Below are 21,327 nucleotides of genomic sequence, written 5' to 3'. Positions count from 1 at the left end.
CGACGGATCCGGTACCCACCATCTCGCCGAGATAGCCGCGATCATCGATCCAGTCGGGCATTGAGGATCCGGGCGATCTGGGCAATCGCACCCGGTTCGGTCATTGCGAGGTGGCTCGCATCGATGTCGAAAATCGACATCTGCCCGCGGACCACCCGCGCCCACCCTTCGTGACCCGCAGCATCGGATCGCCTTTCCCGGGTCGCGGCGAAGTAGAGCATGTCGCTGTCCAAGACCGCGGGCCGCCACTCACTCGCTGCCCGGATCGCCAGGTTGTAGGCGTCGGTCAGGCGCTCGATCCGTGCGGCGTCGATACCGAAGCTGCCCCCGAGGTGCCGTTCGATCAGTTCGGCGGCCTCCTCGGCGGTCGCATCGGGGCTCACGAAATCGACGCCCATGACCGGGCCGAGATTGCTGATCAGTTCTCCGGCCCTGACGGCGCGCAGCGTCGACTCGTCGACACCATCCACCTCGGCGTCCAACAGTGCCAATAGCGCAACCTCTGCACCGGCGGCGCGCATCTCGACGGCGATGGCATGGGCGATGGCACCACCCAGCGACCAGCCGAGGAGGTGATAGGGGCCGTCCGGCTGAACCGCGCGAATCTCGTCGAAGTAGCGTTCGGCCATTTCCTCGATCGACGTCGGACCGGGGAGCTCGCCGCCGATCTGCGGCGCCTGCAGGCCGTAGATCGGTCGACCGTCGGACAAGTATCGGTCGAGTGTGCGGTAACACCACGACAGGCCCACCGCCGGGTGGATACAGAACAGTGGTGGCAGCTCACCGCCGGTCCGGATCGGCAGCAGCACGTCGAAGCCGTCATCGGTCCGGTCGACGGCGGGACCCGAGCGCATTCCGGACTCGATCCGCTTTGCCAGGTCGGCCGGACAATGATCCGACAGCATCCAGCTGATCGGAATCTCGTAATCGAGTTCCTTGCGCAACTCGCTCACCACCTGCACCGACTTCAGCGAGTTACCACCCAATGCGTAGAAGTCGTCGTCGACGCCAACCCGATCCACGCCGAGCACCGCTCCGAAGGCCCGTGCGACCTCCCCTTCCAGCCACGACGAGGGCTCCCTGAACTCCCTGACCGCGAGCACCGCCTCCGGTAGCCGCGGACGGTCCAGCTTGCCCGACGCGGTGAGGGGCACCGTGTCGAGCACCATCATCGTGGTGGGCACCATGTAGTCGGGCAGTTTGGTTGCCGCGTGCGCCGAGATGACCGCGGTGTCGACCGTGGCGCCCGCGGCAGGCATGAGGTAGGCGACGAGGTGGTCCACCGCACCGGTGGAGCGCACCACCGCGATCGCCCGGGCGATGCTGGGGTGCTCGGCGAGTACCGCCTCGATTTCACCGAGTTCGATACGCAGACCGCGCAGCTTCACCTGGAAGTCGGTGCGGCCCAGGTATTCCAGTTCGCCGCTGTGGCGCCAGCGCACCAAGTCGCCGGTGCGGTACAGGCGCCGGCCGTCACCGAACGGGTCGGCCACGAACCGCTCCGCGGTGAGGCCCGGACGTGACCGATAGCCGCGGGTGAGTTGGGCGCCCGCCAAGTACAGCTCGCCGGCGACACCGGGCGGCACCGGATGCAACCGGTTGTCGAGTACGTAGGCCCGCGCGTTCCATACCGGTATGCCCATCGGCATGTTCCCGGTGTCGGCTTCGGTCACCCGATGTGCGGCCGCGCACACGGTGAACTCGGTCGGCCCGTACAGATTGTGCAACTCGACCCCGGGCACCAGTCGCCGCACCGCGGCCACCACCTCGGGTCCGAATGCCTCACCGCCCACCAGGAGCGTCCGCACCGACGCCAGCGACTCCGCGGGCGCCGCGTCCGCGAATACCGCCAGCATCGACGGCACGAACGCGGTGATCGTGACCCGCTGGGTGGCAATGGTTTCGGCGAGGTAGGCCGGGTCGGTATGCCCGTCGGTTCGCACGATCACCAGCCGCGCGCCCACCGCCAGTGTCGCGAACAGCTCCCACACCGACATGTCGAACGTGGCCGGGGACTTCAGCAGCACCACGTCATTCGACGTCATCGTGTAGGTCTCGATGACCCACCGCAACTGGTTCACCACCGAATAATGTGATACTGCAACACCTTTCGGGCGCCCGGTCGACCCCGACGTGAAGAGCACGTATGCGACGTTGTGCGGTCGCAGCGGCGCGAGCCGATCGGCGTCGGTGACCGGCGCGTCATCGAATCCGGACAGCTCCAGCCCGTCGAGGGACGACAGCTCCAGCACCGGTGCGGCGATCGAAAGCATGTAGGCGATGCGGTCGGCCGGCAGGTCCGGATCGACCGGCACGTATCCACCGCCGGCGGCGTGCACCGCGTACATGGCGGTGACCTGGTCCACTGAACGCCGCATCCGCAGCGCCACCAACGACTCCGGACCCACTCCGCGGGAGATCAACCACCGCGCCAACCGGTAGACGCGAGACGCGAATTCCGCATAGGTCAGCGACTGTTCGCCGAATATCAGCGCGGTCCGGTCCGCACACGACTGCACGGAGTGGGCGAAGATCGAGGTGAGCGTCTCGCCGGGAGGGAGCATCCGATCGGTCGAATTCCACTGCGTCAGAACGGCTTCCCGTTCATCGACGTCGAGCAGATCCACCTCGTGCACCGGCTGCGCCGCATCGGTCACCAGTGCGCCGAGCAACCGCAGCAGACGATCGACGATCGTGGTCACCGTCGTCGCGTCGAAGAGGTCGCTCGCGTAGGTCAACCCGCCGCTGATGCCGGCCGCGGCACCGGTGCAGTCGTAGGAATCCGACACCGTGATCTGCAGATCGAACAGCGCGGTGTCGGTGTCGGCCGTCACAGCCGACGCCGAGAGCTCCGGAAGTTCGAACTCGGCCCCGCCGACGTTCTGGAATGCCAACATCACCTGGAACAGCGGATGGTGTGCGTGCGACCGCACCGGATTGAGCTCCTGCACCAGCCGCTCGAACGGAACATCGGCATGCCCGAACGCGGCCAGATCGGTCCCGCGCACCTGCTCGAGCAGCTGTGTGAAGGTTATCCCCGGGGTCAACCGGGTCCGCAGCACCAGCGTGTTGACGAACATCCCGACCAGATCGTCGAGTTCGGGTTCGCCGCGTCCCGCATACGGAGTGCCGATCGCTATATCGTCCGTGCCGGCCAGTCGGGCCAGCGTGGCCGCCAGCGCAGCGTGGAAGACCATGAACAGCGTCGTGTTGTGTGCTCGCGCGACCCGCTGCAATCCCGCGTGCAGATCGGCACCGACGGTTATCGGTATGCTCGCGCCCGCATAGCTCTGCACGGGCGGACGCGGTCGGTCGGTCGGCAGCTCCAGCAAAACCGGGAGCTCCGCCAATTCGAGTGTCCAGTAGTCGATCTGGGCGCGTAGCAGCGATTCCGGATCGTCTTCGGTTCCCAGCACCGTCTGCTGCCAGATCGCGAAGTCGGCGTACTGCACCGGCAGCGGCGGCCAGCTCGGTGTCTCCCCGAGCAGGTGCGCGGTGTACGCGGCCATCATGTCCCGTGCCAGCGGGCCGAGCGAGGAGCCGTCGCAGGAAATGTGGTGCACCACCGCGGCCAGGACCCACTCGTTCGGCCCGAGCTCGAACAACCGTACCCGCACCGGCGCCTCGACCGTCACATCGAACACCGTCGAGACGAACGCCGACAACGATTCGGCCAGTTCCGATTCCGTGACCGAGGTCGCCACTATCGGCGCAATTGCCTCGGCGACCGGAAGGACAACCTGCGCGGGCTCACCCTCGGCATACGGGTACACGGTCCGCAGTACCTCGTGCCGGTTCAGCACATCCTCGACGGCCGCGCGCAGCGCGTCGAGATTCAGCTTTCCGGACAGCCGCAGCACGATCGGAATGCTGTAGGCGGCCGAGTCGGGCTCGAGCCGGTTCAGGAACCACATTCGCTGCTGTGCGAAGGACAGGGGAATTCGCCGCGGCCGTGGCTGTGCCGTCAGCGCCACCCGACCGGTGTCGGCCTGCGATTCGGCGCGCGCGGCCAACCTCGCGACCGTCGGCGCCTCGAAGATCATCGACGCCGGGATGGTCGCGTCGAGCGCCGCACCGATCCGCGCGGCTACGCGGGTGGCCACCAGGCTGTTGCCACCCAGTTCGAAGAAGTCGTCGTCGGCGCCCACGGGACCGTCGATGCCGAGGAGGTCGGCGAATACGCCGGCCACGATTTCCTCCACCGGCGACGCCGGGGCCCGGAATCGCTTGGCCTGGACGACGGGTGCGGGCAGGGCCGCGCGGTCGAGCTTGCCATTCGGCAACAGGGGGATCGCGTCGAGGATCATTACCGCGGCGGGCACCAGATATGACGGCAACGCCTCGGCCAACGCCGCCCGCAACTGCTCGCCCGAGGCACTCGCCTTGTTTTCGGGCACCACATAGGACACCAGCTGCGCCGGACCCGTGCCCGCACGCCACGGCATCGTGATCGCGTATGCCACCTCCGCCCGGGCGCTCAACACCGCGTCGATCTCGCCCAGCTCGACCCGGTAGCCACGGATCTTCACCTGGAAATCGTTGCGCCCCAAGAACTCCAGGGCAGCGTCGGTATTCCAGCGCACCACATCACCGGTGCGGTACATGCGGCGTCCCGGTTCCCCGAACGGATGCGCGACGAACCGCGCCGCATTGGTAGCGGCCATGTTCAGGTATCCGCGCGCCAGCACCGGGCCCGCCAGATACAGCTCTCCGGCCACCCCCACCGGCACCGGCTGCAGCCGGGCATCCAGGACCAACGCCTGTATTCCGGGCACCGGGGCACCGATCGTCGGCCGGTCATCCGATTGCAGCGCAAACATCGCCGTGGCGACAATCGTCGCCTCGGTCGGCCCGTACAGCACCTGGAACTTCCGGGCGCCTGCGACGTCGGTGCTCGCCCATCGGCTCACCAGATCCGCCGGGACCTCCTCACCACCGGACATCACCAGCCGCAAGTCGCCCAGCCCGGCCGGATCCACCGACGCGAGCGCGGCCGGGGTCATGAACGCGTGGGTGACCCGCTGCACGCGCAGGAACTCGGCCAGCTCACCGCCGCCGTAGATCCCCGTCGGCGCCACGACCAGTGCGCCGGCCCGGCTGACCGCGATCAGGATCTCCATCAGTGCGGCGTCGAACGACGGCGACGCGAAATGCAACACCCTGGACGTGCGTCGGAGCTCGCGGTCGGCGCGCCACCCCGAGACGAAATCGGCAATGCCGGAATGGGTAACGGCGACGCCCTTCGGCACCCCGGTGGATCCGGAGGTGAAGACCACGTAGGCGACATTCGAGGCCCGCAACGGCCGCGTCCGCTCGTCATCGCCGATCGGGCCGCTCGCCGACGCGTCGATCTGCGCGCCGACGACCGGATCGTCGAGCACGATCCAGTCCACCGAATCGGGCACCTGGGCACGCGCCGAGGACACCGTAATCCCCAGCGTCGCATCGGAATCCGACACCATCTGCTCGATCCGGCCGACGGGATAGCTGGGGTCCACCGGCACGTATGCCGCACCGGACTTCACCACCGCCCACCACGCGATAACGGACTCCATCGACCGCGCCGCCGCAACCAGCACCGTATTCTCCGGTCCGGCGCCACGGCGGATCAGCAGTCGCGCCAGCCGGCTCGATCGTTCGTCCAGCTGTGCATACGACAATGTGGCATCCCCCGCGACAACGGCGATACCGTCGCCGTTGTCGCGGACGGCCGAGGCGAACACCTCCGGCAGCAATCCGGACGGCTCCAGCGCCGCCACGGTGCGGGTACCCACTCGCGAGATGAGCGCCGAGCGCTCGTCGGCTTCCAGCCAGTCGATATCCCCGACCACAACGGCCGGATCGTCGGCGACGGCTTCCAGTACCCGCACCAGCCGTCGGACAATTCCCGCCGTGCTCGCCTCGTCGAACAGATCCCGCGCATAGGTCATCATTCCCGAGATACCCTGCGACACAGCGGCATTGCCGGATGAATCGGAAAGCACCAGTTGCAGGTCGAACTGGCTCGCCCCGGTATCCACATCCGCGCGGGCAACCCGCACGTCGGGCAGCGCCACATCGACCGTCGACACATTCTGGAACGCCAGGGCAACCTGGAACAACGGATGCCGCGCCGCGGACCGCTCCGGGTTCAACTCCTCCACGACCCGCTCGAACGGCACGTCCGCGTGCTCGAACGCCAGCAGGTCCGTCTCCCGGGTGCGCATCAGCAACTCGGCGAACGGCTCGCCCGTATCCACCCGGGTACGCAATGCGAGGGTGTTGACGAACATCCCCACCAGATCGTCCAGACCGGGCTCGCCGCGCCCCGCGACCGGGGTGCCGATCACTACGTCATCGCTGCCACTGAGCCGCCCCAATACCGTTGCCAGCGCGGCATGCATCACCATGAACAGCGACGACCCCCGCGACCGTGCCAGCGTGAGCAGCCGCTCGTGCAGCCTCGCACCGATCTGCACCGGTACCCGGCCTCCCGACAGCGAGGCGACGGCCGGGCGTGGTCGATCGCCCGGTAGTTCCAGCCGGTCCGGTGCGCCCGCGAGCGTCGAGCGCCAGAACTCCAGCTGCGTGGACAGCAACGATGCCGGATCGTCCGCGGCCCCCAGCATCTGCCGTTGCCACCACGCGAAATCCGCGTACTGCACAGCGAGCGGCTGCCATTGCGGCGCGTGTCCGGCCACTCGCGCGACATAGGCCGCCATCACGTCACGAGCCAGTGGCCCCATCGACTGACCATCGCCGGCGATGTGATGGACCACCAGCACCAGCAGGAATTCTCCTGTGTCACTGTCGAGCTCGAACAATCCCACTCGCATCGGCACGCGGGCGGTCACATCGAATCCGCGCCGCACGAACTCGCCCACCACATCCGGGACCGAATCCGCCGGCACCCGCACCGGCTCCACCGGCACCGCGGCCTCGTCGAGAACGACCTGCCGCGGCTCACCGGAGGTTTCCGGATATATCGTCCGCAATACCTCGTGCCGCCCGACCACATCGGCGAGCGCGGCCGCCAGCGCCTCGGTATCCAACCGTCCCGACAAACGCAGCATCACCGGAATGTTGTATGCCGCAGAGTCCGGCTCGAACCGGTTCAAGAACCACATCCGCTGCTGTGCCAGCGACAGCGGTACGGGGTCGGGGTGTACTCCGGGCAGCAGGGGCAAGCGGCCCCCACCGCTGAGTGTCGCTGCGCGCGCGGCCAATTCGCCGACGGTCGGCGCCTCGAATACCGACCGCACGGGAACTCGCACGTTACGGGCCGCGCCTATGCGCGCCACCACCAGCGCGGCGCTCAGCGAATCACCGCCCAGCGCGAAGAAGTCGTCGTCGACGCCCACCCGGTCCACGTGGAGCACCTGCTCGAATGTCTGCGCGACCAACTCTTCCAACCCGGGCGAGGGCGCCCGGAATTCGCGCGCGACGGCAAGCGGCTCGGGCAACCGCTCGCGATCCAGCTTCCCGTTGGCGGTCAGCGGCACCTCGTCCAGCACCATCACCGCGGACGGGACCATGTACCGGGGCAGCGCCTCGGCCAGCGCCGCACGCAACTGCTCGCCCGATACCTCCGTCCCGGTCGCGGGCACGACATAGGACACCAGCAGCACCGGTCGCCCGCCATCGCGGCGCGGCACTGTGACCGCATATGCCACATCCGCACGCGCACCCAGCACCGCGTCGATCTCTCCCAGCTCGATCCTGGTGCCGCGCACCTTCACCTGAAAATCGTTGCGCCCCAGGAACTCCATCGCGTCATCGGCGCTGCGGCGCACCACATCACCGGTGCGGTACATGCGCTGACCCGGCTGCCCGAACGGGCAGGCGACGAACCGCGCCGCGGTCAACCCCGTCCTGGCGACGTACCCATCGGCCAGGCCGGCGCCGAACAGGTACAGCTCACCCGCGACACCGTGCGGCACGGGCCGCAACCAGGTATCCAGGATCGCGGCCGCGACGGGGCCGACCGGCCTGCCGATCGTGATCGCGGCACCGGAAGCCAGTGCATCGCTGGCGCTAGCCCAGATGGTGCTTTCGCTCGGCCCGTAGAGATTGACCATGGTGCGATCCGGCGCCCACCGATCGACCAGTTCCGGCCCGACCGGCTCACCGGCTGTTGCCAGCACACGCAGCCCGTCGAGACCGCTGCACGGAACTGTCGCCAGCGCCGAGGGAGTCACGACGGCATGCGAAATACGTTCGCGCCCGATCAGATCCGCCAACTCGGGTCCGGCGTAGACATCGGCCGGCGATACGACCAGTCGACCGCCCGAACCGTGCGCCATCAACAACTCGAACACCGAGGCGTCGAAGCTGGGCGAGGCGACCTGCAGTACCACCGACATCAGGTCGACACCGAGTACTCGCCGCTGTGCCGCGACGAGGTCGGCCAGACCACGATGGCTGACGAGTACGCCCTTGGGCGTTCCGGTCGAGCCGGAGGTGTAGCTCACGTACGCGGTCTGATCCCGCCGAATCGGTCCGCCGCGTTCGGCATTGGTGATCGGCGTGGCCGCAACCGAGTCCACGGCGCCGAGCGTCCGCTCCTGGTCGAGGACCAGCCAGTCGACGCCGTCGGGAAGATGCTTGCTGGCGGACGTGTCGGTCAGTCCGAGCACGGCGTCCGAGTCCGACAGCAGAAATTCGATCCGCTCCGATGGCAGGGTCGGATCGATCGGCAGGAAGGCGGCACCGGTCTTCGCCACGGCCCACACGGTGACCGTCGCCGCCAGGGATCGCGGAAGCACGGAGGCGATGACCCGTCCCGGCCGGGCGCCGTGCCGCAGCAGGACCCGAGCCAGCCGAGCGGATCGCTCGTCGAGCTGGCGGTAGGTCATGGCGGCCGTACCGCACCGCACGGCGATCGCATCGGGTTCGGTATGAGCCGAAGCGGCGAGTATCCGGTCCAACGTGTCCGGGATCGCGGCGTGCGCACCCGAAATCGGCCATGCCGGCCCCGGTTCCTCGTCGAGCGGCAGCTCGACCAGCCGCATGTCGGCGTTTGCGGCGATTCGGCACAGCAACTCGACGAAGCGGTCGAGGATGCGGCGCGCCGACGCGGTGTCGAATACCTGGTCGTGGAATCGGAGGGTGATCCGCAGTCCCTGTGCCTCGCCGTCCTCGGATTGCTTCGGTTCCACGGCCAGGCTCAGCGGGTACGGCGTTGCGTCCACACCGCTGAGTTCGTCCACTCGCAGGCCCGCCGAATCGACGAGTTGCTGCAGTGCCATCCGGTCGACGGGGAACGACTGGAAGGTGATGGCGGTGTCGAAGAGTTCGGACAGGCCGACGCTGCGGTGAATCTCGGGTAGGCCGATATGGTGATGCTCCAGCATGCGGGCGTGCCGCGCCTGAATGCCGGTCAGCAACTCGCGGACCGTCATCGTGGGTTCGAGCGGGACTCGCACGGGAATCGTATTCAGGAACATGCCGAGCGTCTGATCGACCAGCGGCAACTCGGGGGGCCGGCCCGACACCGAGGAGCCGAAGATCACATCGGTCTCACCGGTCAGCAGACGCAGATTCAGCGCCCAGGCCGCGGCGACCGCGGTGTTGATGGTGACGGCGGACTCCGCCGCCACTCGACGCAGTTCGCCGAAACGATCCGTCATCAGCTCGGCCACGACCTCGGCGGCCGATACCGAGCCGGCCGCGCCAGCGGCGCGGGACACCCGGGTGGGTGCGTCGACGTCGGAAAAGGCTTGCGCCCATGCCGCTTTGGATGCGGCGCTGTCCTGCCGACCCAGCCAGGACAGATAGTCGCGGTAGGAGGGGGCAGGTCCGGCGGCGTCGATGTGTTCGGGAGATCCGTAGTAGTCGAGCAGTTCTCGCATCAGCAACGGCATCGACCAGCCATCCAGGATCACATGATGATTCGTGACGAGTAGCCGGAAGGACCGCGCATCGAGACGGATCAGCGTGAAGCGCAGGAGCGGAGGCGCCGACAGGTCGAACCCCGCCGCCGCGTCCGCTGCGGCAATCGCTTCCGGGTCGGCCGGGGAGTCCGCATCGCCACCACCGGCGAGATCGATCTCTCGGAACGGGATCTCGGCCTGGTCCAGCACGATCTGGCACGGCCCGGCCGAGGTCTGCACGAAGGCGGCCCGCAGGATATCGTGCCGGTCGACCACGGCCTGAGCCGCACGTCGCAGGCGCTCACCGTCGAGCGCGCCGGAAAATCCGATCATCGTCTGGACGGTGTAGTTGTCCCCGGCATCCGGGTCGAACGTCGAGTGGAAGTGCATCCCGGATTGCGTGGGCGACAACGGCCATACGTCGGACAGGCCGCGGTACTGCCGCTCGAGCCGATCGATGTCCTGTTGCGTGAGCGCGACAAGCGGAGAATCCGAGGCGCGCTCCGCCGTCGGGAGTCGAGTGGGTTCCTCGATTGTCGCGGGAGGCGTATCACCGCCCGCCATGGCGGCGAGGGCGGCAACTGTCTTGCCTTCGAATACATCTCGCGGCGTGAGCGTGAGCCCGGCGGCTCTGGCCAGCGCCACGAGTCGCATAGAGACGATGCTGTCCCCGCCGAGCGCGAAGAAATTGCTATCGGCGGACACAGTGTCGATATGGAGCACATCGGCGAAGAGCTGCGCCACGACCTGCTCCAGCCGCGTCGACGGCGCTCTGCCGCCTGCGGCGTCGGAATCGAAGGCGCGCCGCTGCAATGCTTTCCGATCGATCTTTCCCGTAGGCGTGCGCGGCATCTCCTCGAGCCGCACGATCGCCGCGGGATTCATATAGCGAGGTAGCCGGACCGCGAGGTCGTCGCCGAGTGCCGCCACATCCAAGGCAACGCCCGGCGCGGAGACGACATAGGACACCAGAACCGGTTCGCCGGCAGGCCCTTGCACCGCAACGGTGGCAACGCTCGCCACGTCCGGGTGTCGGGTGATATGGGCATCGATTTCCCCCGGCTCGATCCGCAAGCCGTGAATCTTGACCTGCTGATCGCAGCGACCCAAGTATTCCAGGACCAACCCGGTGCGTCCGCGCACCCAGCGCACGGAATCGCCGGTGCGGTAGATCCGCTCGCCGCGGGTGGATCGCGGATCCGCGACCAAGCGCGACGCGGTCACGCCCGGTCGATCGACATACCCGCGGGCCAGTCCGGGCCCACCGATATACAGTTCGCCCGCGACACCGATCGGCACCGGTCGCAGCCACGTGTCGAGAACCATCGCGGACGCGCCTCGGATCGGGCCACCGATCGTCACCGGCTCGCCGGGTACCAGGGCATCCGACCCCGTCGCCCAGATCGTGCACTCGGTCGGTCCGTAATGATTCATGAGCCGTCGTCCAGTGCCCCACCGGTTCACGGTGTCCGGCCCGGTCGCTTCACCGACGACCGCGAGCGAAGTCAACGACGGCGTCCGGGACGGATCCAGGGTATTCAGCACGGACGGGGTGATGATCGCGTGCGAAACCTGCTGCGCCCGAAGCAATTCCTCGAGGTCGGCCCCGGCGTACGCCTCCGGTGGCGCAACCACGAGACAGGCGCCACTGCCGTGCGCCAACAGCAACTCCGACAAGCAGGCGTCGAATCCCGGCGACGCGACCTGCAACACCACCGAATCCGGGCCCACACCGAAGGCGTCGACTTGCGCCGCGACCAGGTCGGCCAGACCTCGATGGCTGAGGTGGACCGCCTTCGGTGTGCCGGTCGATCCGGACGTATAGATCACGTAGGCCGCATTGTCGGCCGACAGCCGGTCGGCCCCGGTCGGGACATCGGACGGACGAAGTAGACCCTCCTGGGCATCGGAATCCGAAGCGTCCAGGATCAACCAGTCGACGGAATCCGGAAGCTGCGGTGCCACAGCGCTGGTCGTCACGCCCAGACCGGTCCGCGAGTCGGACAACAACTCCGCGATCCGCGCGGCGGGATTGCCGGGATCCAAGGGCAGGAAGGCGGCACCCGTCTTCGCCACCGCCCAGATCGCGACGACCAGTTCGGCCGAACGGGGCACGGCCAATGCGACGATCGACTCGGCGCGAGCACCGTGGCCGGCCAGCAGGCGAGCGAACCCATCGGCGCGTCGCTCCAGCTCACGATAGGTCCAGGTGGTGTCGCCGCACCGGACGGCAACGGCATCGGGATACCTGCGCGCGGTGCCCCACAGGATGTCGCGCAGCACGAGCTCCGCGGCCGGCTCCGCGCCACCGACCGAAAGTAGTTCCGCGCGTTCGGAATCCCAGCAGGACGAGATCGCGGCGACCGGGCGGGCGGGATCCATGACGATCTGGGTGAGCAGCAGCTCGAATCGTTCGAGCAGCGTGCGGGCGGCGTCCGCATCGAATCGGTCGGTGGCGAATTTCAGCGTCACCGTGTAGGTGTCGGGCTCGTCGGCGTCCGGTCGCCGGTCGCGACTCGACCGCGGCGGCCTCACCTGCAAACTCAGCGGATACGGCGTGGCATCGTGTGCGTCGATCTCGACGAACCGCAATCCGGCGTCGGAGAGATTGCGCGCCAACAGTTCCCGGTCGAGCGGATAGGACTCGAGCACCGTCGCGGTGTCGAACATATCGGTGATACCGGTGGCCCGTTGCAGCTCCGCCAAGCCGATGTGCTGGTGGTCCAGCATCGCGGCTTGCTCGGATTGCACGCGGATGAGCAGGTCGCCGACGGTTTCGTCGGGTTGGAGCCGGACTCGGACGGGCAGCGTGTTGACCAGGAGCCCGACCATGCGCTCGACATCCGGAATCTGCGGCGGCCGGTGCGAGATCGTATTGCCGAACACCACGTCCGACCGTCCGGTCAGGACGGCCACCAGCAATGCCCACGCCACCTGCAGGGCCGTGTTGGCGGTGACGCCGTGCGAGCGGCCCAGATCGACAATCGCGGCGGTGGTCGCGGCGTCCAGGTTCAGGCCGACTTCACCGGCGTCGGCGGTGACCGTCCGTTCGGACCCGCTCGTGACCCGCGTCGGACTGTCGATTCCGGCGAGCAGCTCCCGCCACGCCGCGGTTGCGGCGTCGCGATCCTGAACCTGCAGCCACTGCAGATACTCTCGATACGAACGCGGGGGCGCGAGTTCGGCGGTATCGCCATCGGATGTGTACAGCGCGAGCAATTCGTGGATCAGCAGGGGCATCGACCAGCCGTCCAGCACGAGGTGGTGGTTGGTGACCAGCAACTGGAACCTATCGACGCCGGTGCGCACGAGATGGAAACGCACCAGCGGCGGGCGGGCCGGGTCGAACGCAGCCGCGGCCGCCGTCGCGAGTCGCCGCAGCGCTTGCGTCTGCTGACCGACATCGCTGATGTCGGTGACACTCGACTCGCCCCAATCGACCGTGGTGTCGCGCAATACGATCTGACGTGGCCCATCGGCACTTTCGACGAATGCGGTCCGCAGGCTGTCGTGCCGGTCGATGAGCACCTGCGCGGCGCGCCGCATCCGCTCCCCGTCCACCTGCCCGGCGAAGGTCAGCGCCGCCTGCACGATGTAGCCGTCGTCGCCGTCCCGGTCGTAGATCGTGTGGAACAGCAGCCCGGACTGCAGGGCGGTCAGCGGCCACACATCGGTCATCGACGGGTATTCCCGCAGCCAGTTGTCGACATCGTCCTGCGATACCGCGACGAGCGGGAAGTCGGATGGGGTGAAGCCGGGTGTGGTGTCGGATCGGACGTGATCGGCGAGCGCCCCCAGGGCGCGGACCCACAGCCCGGCGAGCTGGCTGACCTCCTCGCCATTCAAAATCTGCGAGGCGAACTGCCAGGTGACGTCGAGTTCGAGCCCGTCGCGACCTGCCTCGGCGATCGCATTGATGTCGAGCACAGCAGCCAGCGTCATCGCCGGATCGCTGGTCGCGGTCAGCGCGGTGAATTCGGTGGTGGGTGCCCAGGGACCGGAGTGTTCACCGACACCCACCCGCCCGAGGTAGTTGAAACTGATCTGGGGTTCGGGCAGGTCTGCGAGCTCGGCGCTGCCCTGTGGATCGAGGTGACGCAGCATCTGATAGCCGATGCCGTTGCCGGGCACCGCGCGCAACTGCTCCTTCACCTGCCTTATCGCCAGTCCCGCACTCATGCCGCCGGCCAGCGCATCATCGAGGTCGACATTCCCGCATTCGATCCGGACCGGGAAACGTGTGGTGAACCAGCCCACGGTGGCGCTGAGATCGGCGCCGGGGACGGCCTGCTCCTCGCGGCCGTGTCCCTCCAGCGAGATCAGCTCGCCGGCCGCCGCCGCACCGCGCCTGCGCCGCCACTCACCGAGTGCCAGTACCAGGGCCGCCAGCAGCGGTTCGTTGGCGCTGCAGTGGAAGCGGTCCGGGATGGTGGTGAGCACCGCATCGGCAACCGCTGCCGGGATGCGCTGATGTACCCGGCCCGCCGTGGCCGTCACATCACGGTCCGGAATCAGACGACGCGATCCGAGCAGCTGATCGCCTCGCTCGAGTACGTCTTTCCACCGGTCGAGTTCCGCCGACCGCCGGCTCGGCGCCGCCTCAACCAGGCCGTGCACCCACCGCCGGAACGAGGTGGTGACCGGGCCGAAATGCGGTTCGCCGCCATCGGAAATCTGCGACCAGGCCTGCGCGAGGTCGGCGAGGATGATGCGCCATGACACCGCGTCGACGGCCAGATGGTGGATAACCAGCCACATCAGATCGGGAGCCGAGCCCTTGCGATCCTGAATCCAGACGGCCTGAACGAGCACGCCGTTGCCCGGTCTCAATCGATCCGCGGCCTTCTGCAGGTACCGGTCGACTTCGGCGGCGTTACGTTTGTCGAGCCGAACCTCGACGAGCACGGTGTCCGGGTCGACCGTTGCCCGATCGAGTATCTCGACGTACCGATCAGCCGAATCACCGCCGCGCAGTACCGCGCGCAGCATATCGTGGCGGTCCAGCAGGGATCCCAATGCGCGCACGAGACCCGCTCGATCAACCCCCTCGGGCAGCTGCACGAGCGCGGCCTGCGCAAATCGGTTGTGACGACCCCGCTCGAGCATTGCGCGCATGATCGGCGACAACGGCATCGGCCCGACGCCGGCACCGGGCAACTCGGCCAGCTCGGGGGTATCGCGGGCTTCCGTCGCGGTGGCCGCCAGGCCCGCGACGGTCTTGTGCACGAACACATCCTGGGTGGAGAAACTCAGGCCCTCGGCCTTGGCCCGCGCCACCAGGCGGATCGACAGAATACTGTCACCGCCGAGGGCGAAGAAGCTGTCGTCCGCTGCGACCCGAGGCACGCCGAGCACCTCGGCGAACAGCCTTGCGACCGTCTTTTCCCGGGCTGTGGCCGGCGCCCGACCGACCGGCGCGGTCCCGAATTCGGGCTTCGGCAAAGCGCTGCGATCGAGCTTGCCGAAGGTGTTCATCGGCAGGCTGTCCAACGACAGGATCACCGCCGGGACCATATGCGGCGGCAGCGAATCGTGGGCGAAGCGGTGGAGTTCGAGCGGATCGATCCGACGGCCGCTGACCGGGACGACATAGGACGCCAGCACCGTCGTGTCGGCGTTGTTCCGCACCGGCACCGTGACGGAAATGTCCACGTCCTCGTGTGTGGTGAGCACGGCGTCGATTTCACCCGGTTCGATCCGGTATCCGCGGATCTTGACCTGGAAGTCGCTGCGCCCCAGCAATTCCAGCGCCATCTCGGCGCTGTCGCCGGTCCAGCGCGCGATATCGCCGGTGCGGTACATCCGCTCGCCGTTACCGCCGTAGGGATCGGCGACGAACCGGGCGGCGGTTTCTACGGACAGACGGCTGTATCCACGGGCCAATCCCGGCCCAGCGAGATACAACTCGCCCGCGGTGCCCTTGGGCACCGGCTGCAGCGTTCGGTCCAGCACCATCGCCGAGACGCCACGGATCGGGCCACCGACCGTGTGGGCGTGGCCGGGTGTCAGCAGCGCGCCGACAGCGGTCACGGTGGTTTCGGTGGGACCGTACTCGTTGTACATGGACAACGAAGGTGTCCACCGCTCGATGACGTGCGGCGGACAGACGTCGCCACCGACCACGACCACCCGCAGATCGGTCGTCGGACGCGGGTCCATGGTTGCCAGCATCGTGGGCGTCAGCGTCAGGTGGGTCACGTGCTCGTCGGCCAGCAGTTGCGTGAGCGGCTCACCGCCGGTCACCTCGGGCGGCACGATCACCAACGTGGACCCGTTCGCGAAGCAGGTCAGGAACTGTTCCAGGGAGGCGTCGAAACTGGGCGAGAGGGCATAGGACACGCGGGAGGTCGTGTCGAGGCCATAGGTGGCGGCGCGGTCGGCAACTAGATTCGCGAGGCCGGTGTGGGTGACCTGGACGCCCTTCGGCGTTCCGGTGGATCCGGAGGTATAGGTGATGTAGGCGACGTTGGACGGTCGTAGTGGGTGGATACGGTCATCGTCGGAAATCGGTCCGCTCGCGGTATCGGATTCCCACCCGATCGCGGGGGCATCGAGAACCACACTGGGGATATCGTGCGGGAGCCGCTCGCGCAGGGCATCGACCGTGATCGCCACGGTTGCGCCGCTATCAGCGATCACGTGGTCTATCCGCTTCGACGGATATTCGGGGGACAGCTGCACGAAGGCAGCACCGCATTTCGCGACGGCCCACGTCGCCACGATCGATTCGACCGAGCGGTGCAGCATGATCGCCACCGCCGTGTCCGGCCCACAACCCAGAGCTATCAGATGCCGCGCCAGCTGGGAGGATCTGGTGTCCAGCTCGCCATAGGTCATCGTCTGCCCGGCCGAGGCGATCGCGCACGCACTGCGATTCCGACGCGCGCTCTCGGTCAGAATCTCCGGAAGCAGCCGCGTTTCGACCCCGCTGGGCCCGCGCACCGGCAGCAGCGCAGACCGTTCCTGGACTTCGAGCAGCGGCAGTCTGCTGACCGGACATCCCTTTCCCCCGGCGAGGAACTCGTGCAGAAACATGAGGAACCGGCGGTGGTGACCGGCGAGTTCCTCAGGGCTGTAGGCATTCGGATTGCCCTGGAAGTCGATATGTGTGCTGTCCTTGCCCGCGCCCGGGTAGATATTGACGAAGAGGTCGGCGGTAGGGCCCGAAGTGAGCACGTGCAGGCGGCCTGTTGTGTTGCCGAGCACAACCTCGTTCTCGATCATCATGAGGTTCACGGCCGGCCCGAACGATGCCGCCTCATCGCGCGCAATCCCCATGTCATGGAATATGTCCTCTTGGCGGTAGCGCTGCCGCCGAAGGGCACTCGTCAACTCGCTCAGCACGGCGGCGATCAGTTCATCGACGCTGCGGTCGGCGACCCGCACTCGCAGCGGGACCACATTTGCCACCATCCCCCCGGAACGGCGCAGCACGGCAGAGTGCCGACCCGAAACCGGCAGGCTCAGCAATACTTCATCGCTTCCGGTCATCCGCGCGAGATAAGCGGCGAACGCCGCGACGATGATCGGCGTCGCGCTCGTGCCGTGCTCGAGCGCGACGCTTTCCAGCAGCTGCGCGGTGTCGTCGGGGAGCGCTGTGCTGACCAGCGCCGGATGAATGGTCGGCTTGCCCACCCGACCCGCCAGGCTGACGACGGGAGGCGCGCCCGCCAGGTGGTCCAGCCAGTACTTGCGGTCGTTGTCGAAACGCTCGGAACCTCGGTAAGCCAGATCCTGCTGGACGACGTCCCCCAGGTCCTGCGCCATGCACGGCGCCGCGTCCTCGGATCTCACCCGAGCGTTGTACAACTCGGTTATCCGGTGCAGCATTGTTACCGCGGCAAATCCGTCGAGCGCGATATGGTGCGCGCGCTGGTACCACAGGAAATGGCCCTCGCCGACCTGGAACACAATGCTCGTCATGAGGTCGTCATTCAGCAGGTCCAGCGGAGCTGAATAGTCCTGAACCATGAGTCTGTGCGCAGTCGCAACCGGATCGGCGTGCCGGCGCAAGTCCACGATCGACACCTGACCGCCGTGGTCCTCGTCGACGAACTGACGTGGCTCGCCGTCGACCTCGATCAGGCGCAGATGTCCGGATCCGAACTCGAGACCGGCGGTTCTACAGACCTCGGCAAGCAATTCCGCGTCCAACTCGCCTGCGATCTCGACGTATTGGGCCACAGATATCGGCGACGATTCCGCGAGAAGCTGGGCAAACCAGATTCCTCGCTGTGCAGCGGTCAGTGGAAGAACGAATGACGCGTCCGAATTGTCATCGATGCCGCTCTTCAATTGGTCCATTTCGACCTCCGCCGAACCATTCATCGCAGAAGCTCAGTTATTGCCGTGAAGTTGCTGATCATCAGCCTGTTGAAGCTTTGCAACATAGTGGGACAACCGGATCGCACGCTCAGGGGGCACCGTCATGGCGATCGGCACACCCGATTCCATTGACGCATGCGCGGCGATCCAACCGGTCGGATGTCTCGGCCATCCGTCCATCGTGAGGTCGCCCGCAGCACAATCCCAGGGACTAAAGTCACAAGTTTCGAGCACGATTTGGCATCCAGCAGCAAATACAGCGCAGACACGTGCCGCGCCGTCAAAGTGGCTATAACGTGGCATCTAGGCTGTGAGAGCACCGATGAGCAGTTCAGACTGATAGAATAGCAATGAGTTGGCTAATAATCACCATGATCAGTCAGGTTGGACTGCCGACAGTTCCACGACCCCACGGTCGGCCTCGGAATCCCGAACAACTGTGCGACCTGTTTCGAATACTCCAACACCAGGTAGACATCGAATCCCGCGGGAGATCCAGGGCTCTTCACCGCCGATAGGATCCCCCGATCAGAAGAATGCTCTCAGATAGCTGTGTCGGATATTGAGGCGCTATCAGCCCCCTGATACAGCAGGATTGACAAGGCATCAGGAGCCGGTGAATTTGCGCTTCGAAATCCACTCGTACGCCCACGGGCGGGCCGGCAGCGGTCCGTACTGGGAATAGCCGACTGCAACGATCTCAATTCGCTGGCTCGACAGCGAGCTCCAGGCGCCGCTGGAGACCTACAGCCGGGGACCGGCTTTGGAGCTGTCCCGTTCGGAATCCGGGTCGACACCGTGTCCCCGGGCAGAGTCGCCACCCCGGCGGCGAACAAACGCGGGAGCAGTGGGCGCGGCGCCGGCCCAGAACGACACCGCCGCTGTGTCGCTGGGGCACGATGGTCACCCCGATGACATCGCCCAGGCGGTGCGGTTCCTCGCTTCCGACCGGGCTGGTTGGCTGGCCGGGAGCAATCTCGTCGTGGACGGCGGCGAATTCCCCCGGGGGTGACGCCGACGGAATCCGGAACGTCAGTTGTGCCAGGTCTTTTGACGCAGGAGTTCGAGCAGGGCCGTCTCCGCCGGGTCCGCCCCGCGCCGGACCGCGACGAGGACGGGCTGGAACACGATCGGGAACACCGGCAAGAAGCGGCGCAGCGTGCTCGGCAGCTGCCGCGTGCCCAGGCCCCCATCTGCGCCGCGACCAGCAGCTCGCCCACCAGCTCATCGGCACCGGCCTGCGCCCGCCGCGACGCGCTCACCGCGACCTCCGCCTCCCGCAGGAACGCGCGGCCGACCACAGTGGGCACCAGACCGGTCGGCGTCCAGTTTCACGCCGAGTTCCCGCTCCAAGGCGCGGATCTACTGGGACATGCCGCAGTCACCTCGTGCCCCCAGTCGGACTCGAACCGACACTTTGCAGATTTTAAGTCTGCTGCCTCTGCCAATTGGGCTATAGGGGCGCCCGGCTAGCGTACCGACTCGTACTGGCGTACCGGAATTCCCGCTGCAGGCAAGTCCATATCCGGTGTCATCAGAGTGTTCGCGGCGGGGCGGATCGATGGTTGGGGCTGCGGGCGCTCGGGGCGCAGTTCGCTTGGGGGGCAGCTACTCTCGCGCGGTGATCTGGGTCGACGGTGGCGGGCCGTCGGCCGAGTCCGGCTCCGGGGCGTTGGCGAGGACGGAGTGTCGGCGGCTATAGGCGAAGTAGACGACCAGGCCCAGTCCCATCCAGACCACGAAGCGCAGCCAGGTCTCGACCGAGAGGTTGAGCATCAGCCAGAGGCAGGCCAGGACACCGAGGATCGGGATCAGCGGGACCAGTGGAACGCGGAAGCCGCGGGGGAGTTCGGGGCGGGTGCGGCGCAGGATCAGCACGCCGATGGCGACCAGTACGAAGGCGAACAGGGTGCCGATATTGACCATCTCTTCGAGGGTGCCGAAATCCACGAAACCGGCGAGCAGGGCGCAGACGATCCCGACGACCACGGTGAGCCGAACCGGTGTGCCCTTCTTGCCGGTGCGTGCGAGGCGGCGCGGCAGCAGCCCGTCGCGCGACATCGCGAACAGCACGCGGGTCTGCCCGAGGAACATCACCATGACGACCGTGGTGAGTCCGGCGAGCGCGCCGATGGAGATGATGTTCTTGGTCCAGGTGGCGCCGTGCTGCGCGAAAGCCGTTGCCAGCGTTGCCTTATCGCCCGACAGCGCGGTATAGGGCACCATTCCGGTGAGGATCAGGGATACCGCGACGTAGAGAATGGTGACGATGAGCAGTGAGCCGAGGATGCCGCGGGGCAATGCGCGCTGTGGATCCTTGGTCTCCTCCGCGGTGGTCGCGACCACATCGAAGCCGATGAACGCGAAGAACACCAGGCTGGCCGCGGCGAGCAGGCCGTACCAGCCGAAGGTGCTGTGCCCGGCGCCGGTGAAGTAGGACAGCAGCGACTGCCGCAGCCCGTCCCCTTCGGCACCCGACTGCGACGGCGGGATATATGGCGTCAGATTCGACTTGTCGAAGTAGGTGGCGCCGACCACGAGCACCAACGCGATAACGCTCAGCTTGATGGCGACGGCCACCGCCGAAACGCGCGAAGACACCTTGGTACCGATCGCGAGCAGCACCGCGAGCACGGCGATGAGAAGTACCGCACCCCAGTCGAAGTCGATCGACCCCAGATGCACGATCGGCGAATGCGACCCCATCACCTCACCGAGGTATTGCGACCAGCCCTTGGCGACCACCGAAACCGCGAGCGCGAACTCCAGGACCAGGTCCCAGCCGATGATCCAGGCGACGAGCTCACCGAAGGTGGCGTAGGAGAAGGTGTACGCGCTGCCCGCGACCGGCACGGTCGAGGCGAATTCGGCGTAGCACAGCGCGGTCAAACCGCAGGCGATGGCGGCGAAGACGAACGCGAGGGAGACCGACGGTCCGGCCACATTGCCCGCGGTCCGCGCAGTGAGCGTGAAGATGCCCGCACCGACGACCACGGCGACACCGAAGATGGTGAGATCCCAGGCGGTCAGGTCCTTGCGCAGTTTCGAATCGGGGTCGTCGGTGTCCCGAATGGACTGCTCGACCGATTTGGTACGGAACAGACCGCCCCATCGAGTTCCTGGGGTCGCCACACTATCTCCTTGCTGTCGA

Annotated in this window: 3 protein-coding genes and 1 tRNA gene; 1 reads left to right on the top strand and 3 read right to left on the bottom strand. The window is 67.0% G+C overall.

What is annotated here, in order from left to right; translation table 11 throughout:
* Positions 1–41: 41 nt before the first annotated feature.
* On the bottom strand, positions 42–18,155 hold the full coding sequence (locus ACQP0C_RS06745; protein WP_433731580.1) for an amino acid adenylation domain-containing protein: 18,114 nt from the start codon (positions 18,153–18,155) through the stop codon (positions 42–44).
* A gap of 868 nt (positions 18,156–19,023) precedes the next feature.
* Here ACQP0C_RS06745 and ACQP0C_RS06740 point away from each other — a divergent pair.
* Positions 19,024–19,188: an SDR family oxidoreductase gene (locus ACQP0C_RS06740; protein WP_433731578.1), complete on the top strand. Its 165-nt coding sequence runs from the start codon at positions 19,024–19,026 to the stop codon at positions 19,186–19,188.
* Between the two features lie 377 nt (positions 19,189–19,565).
* Here the strand turns inward: ACQP0C_RS06740 and ACQP0C_RS06735 are convergent.
* Together ACQP0C_RS06735 and ACQP0C_RS06730 are read right to left on the bottom strand one after the other, a co-directional pair.
* Positions 19,566–19,639 (bottom strand) — tRNA-Leu (locus tag ACQP0C_RS06735).
* A gap of 145 nt (positions 19,640–19,784) precedes the next feature.
* Complete coding sequence (locus ACQP0C_RS06730; protein WP_433731576.1) at positions 19,785–21,308, bottom strand: amino acid permease; 1,524 nt, start codon at positions 21,306–21,308, stop codon at positions 19,785–19,787.
* Positions 21,309–21,327: the final 19 nt, after the last annotated feature.

It is taken from the genome of Nocardia sp. CA-129566 (assembly GCF_050956075.1).
Taxonomy (GTDB): Bacteria; Actinomycetota; Actinomycetes; order Mycobacteriales; family Mycobacteriaceae; genus Nocardia.
The sequence above is the reverse complement of the archived record's forward strand: the minus strand, read 5'-3'. Positions and strand labels throughout refer to the sequence as shown.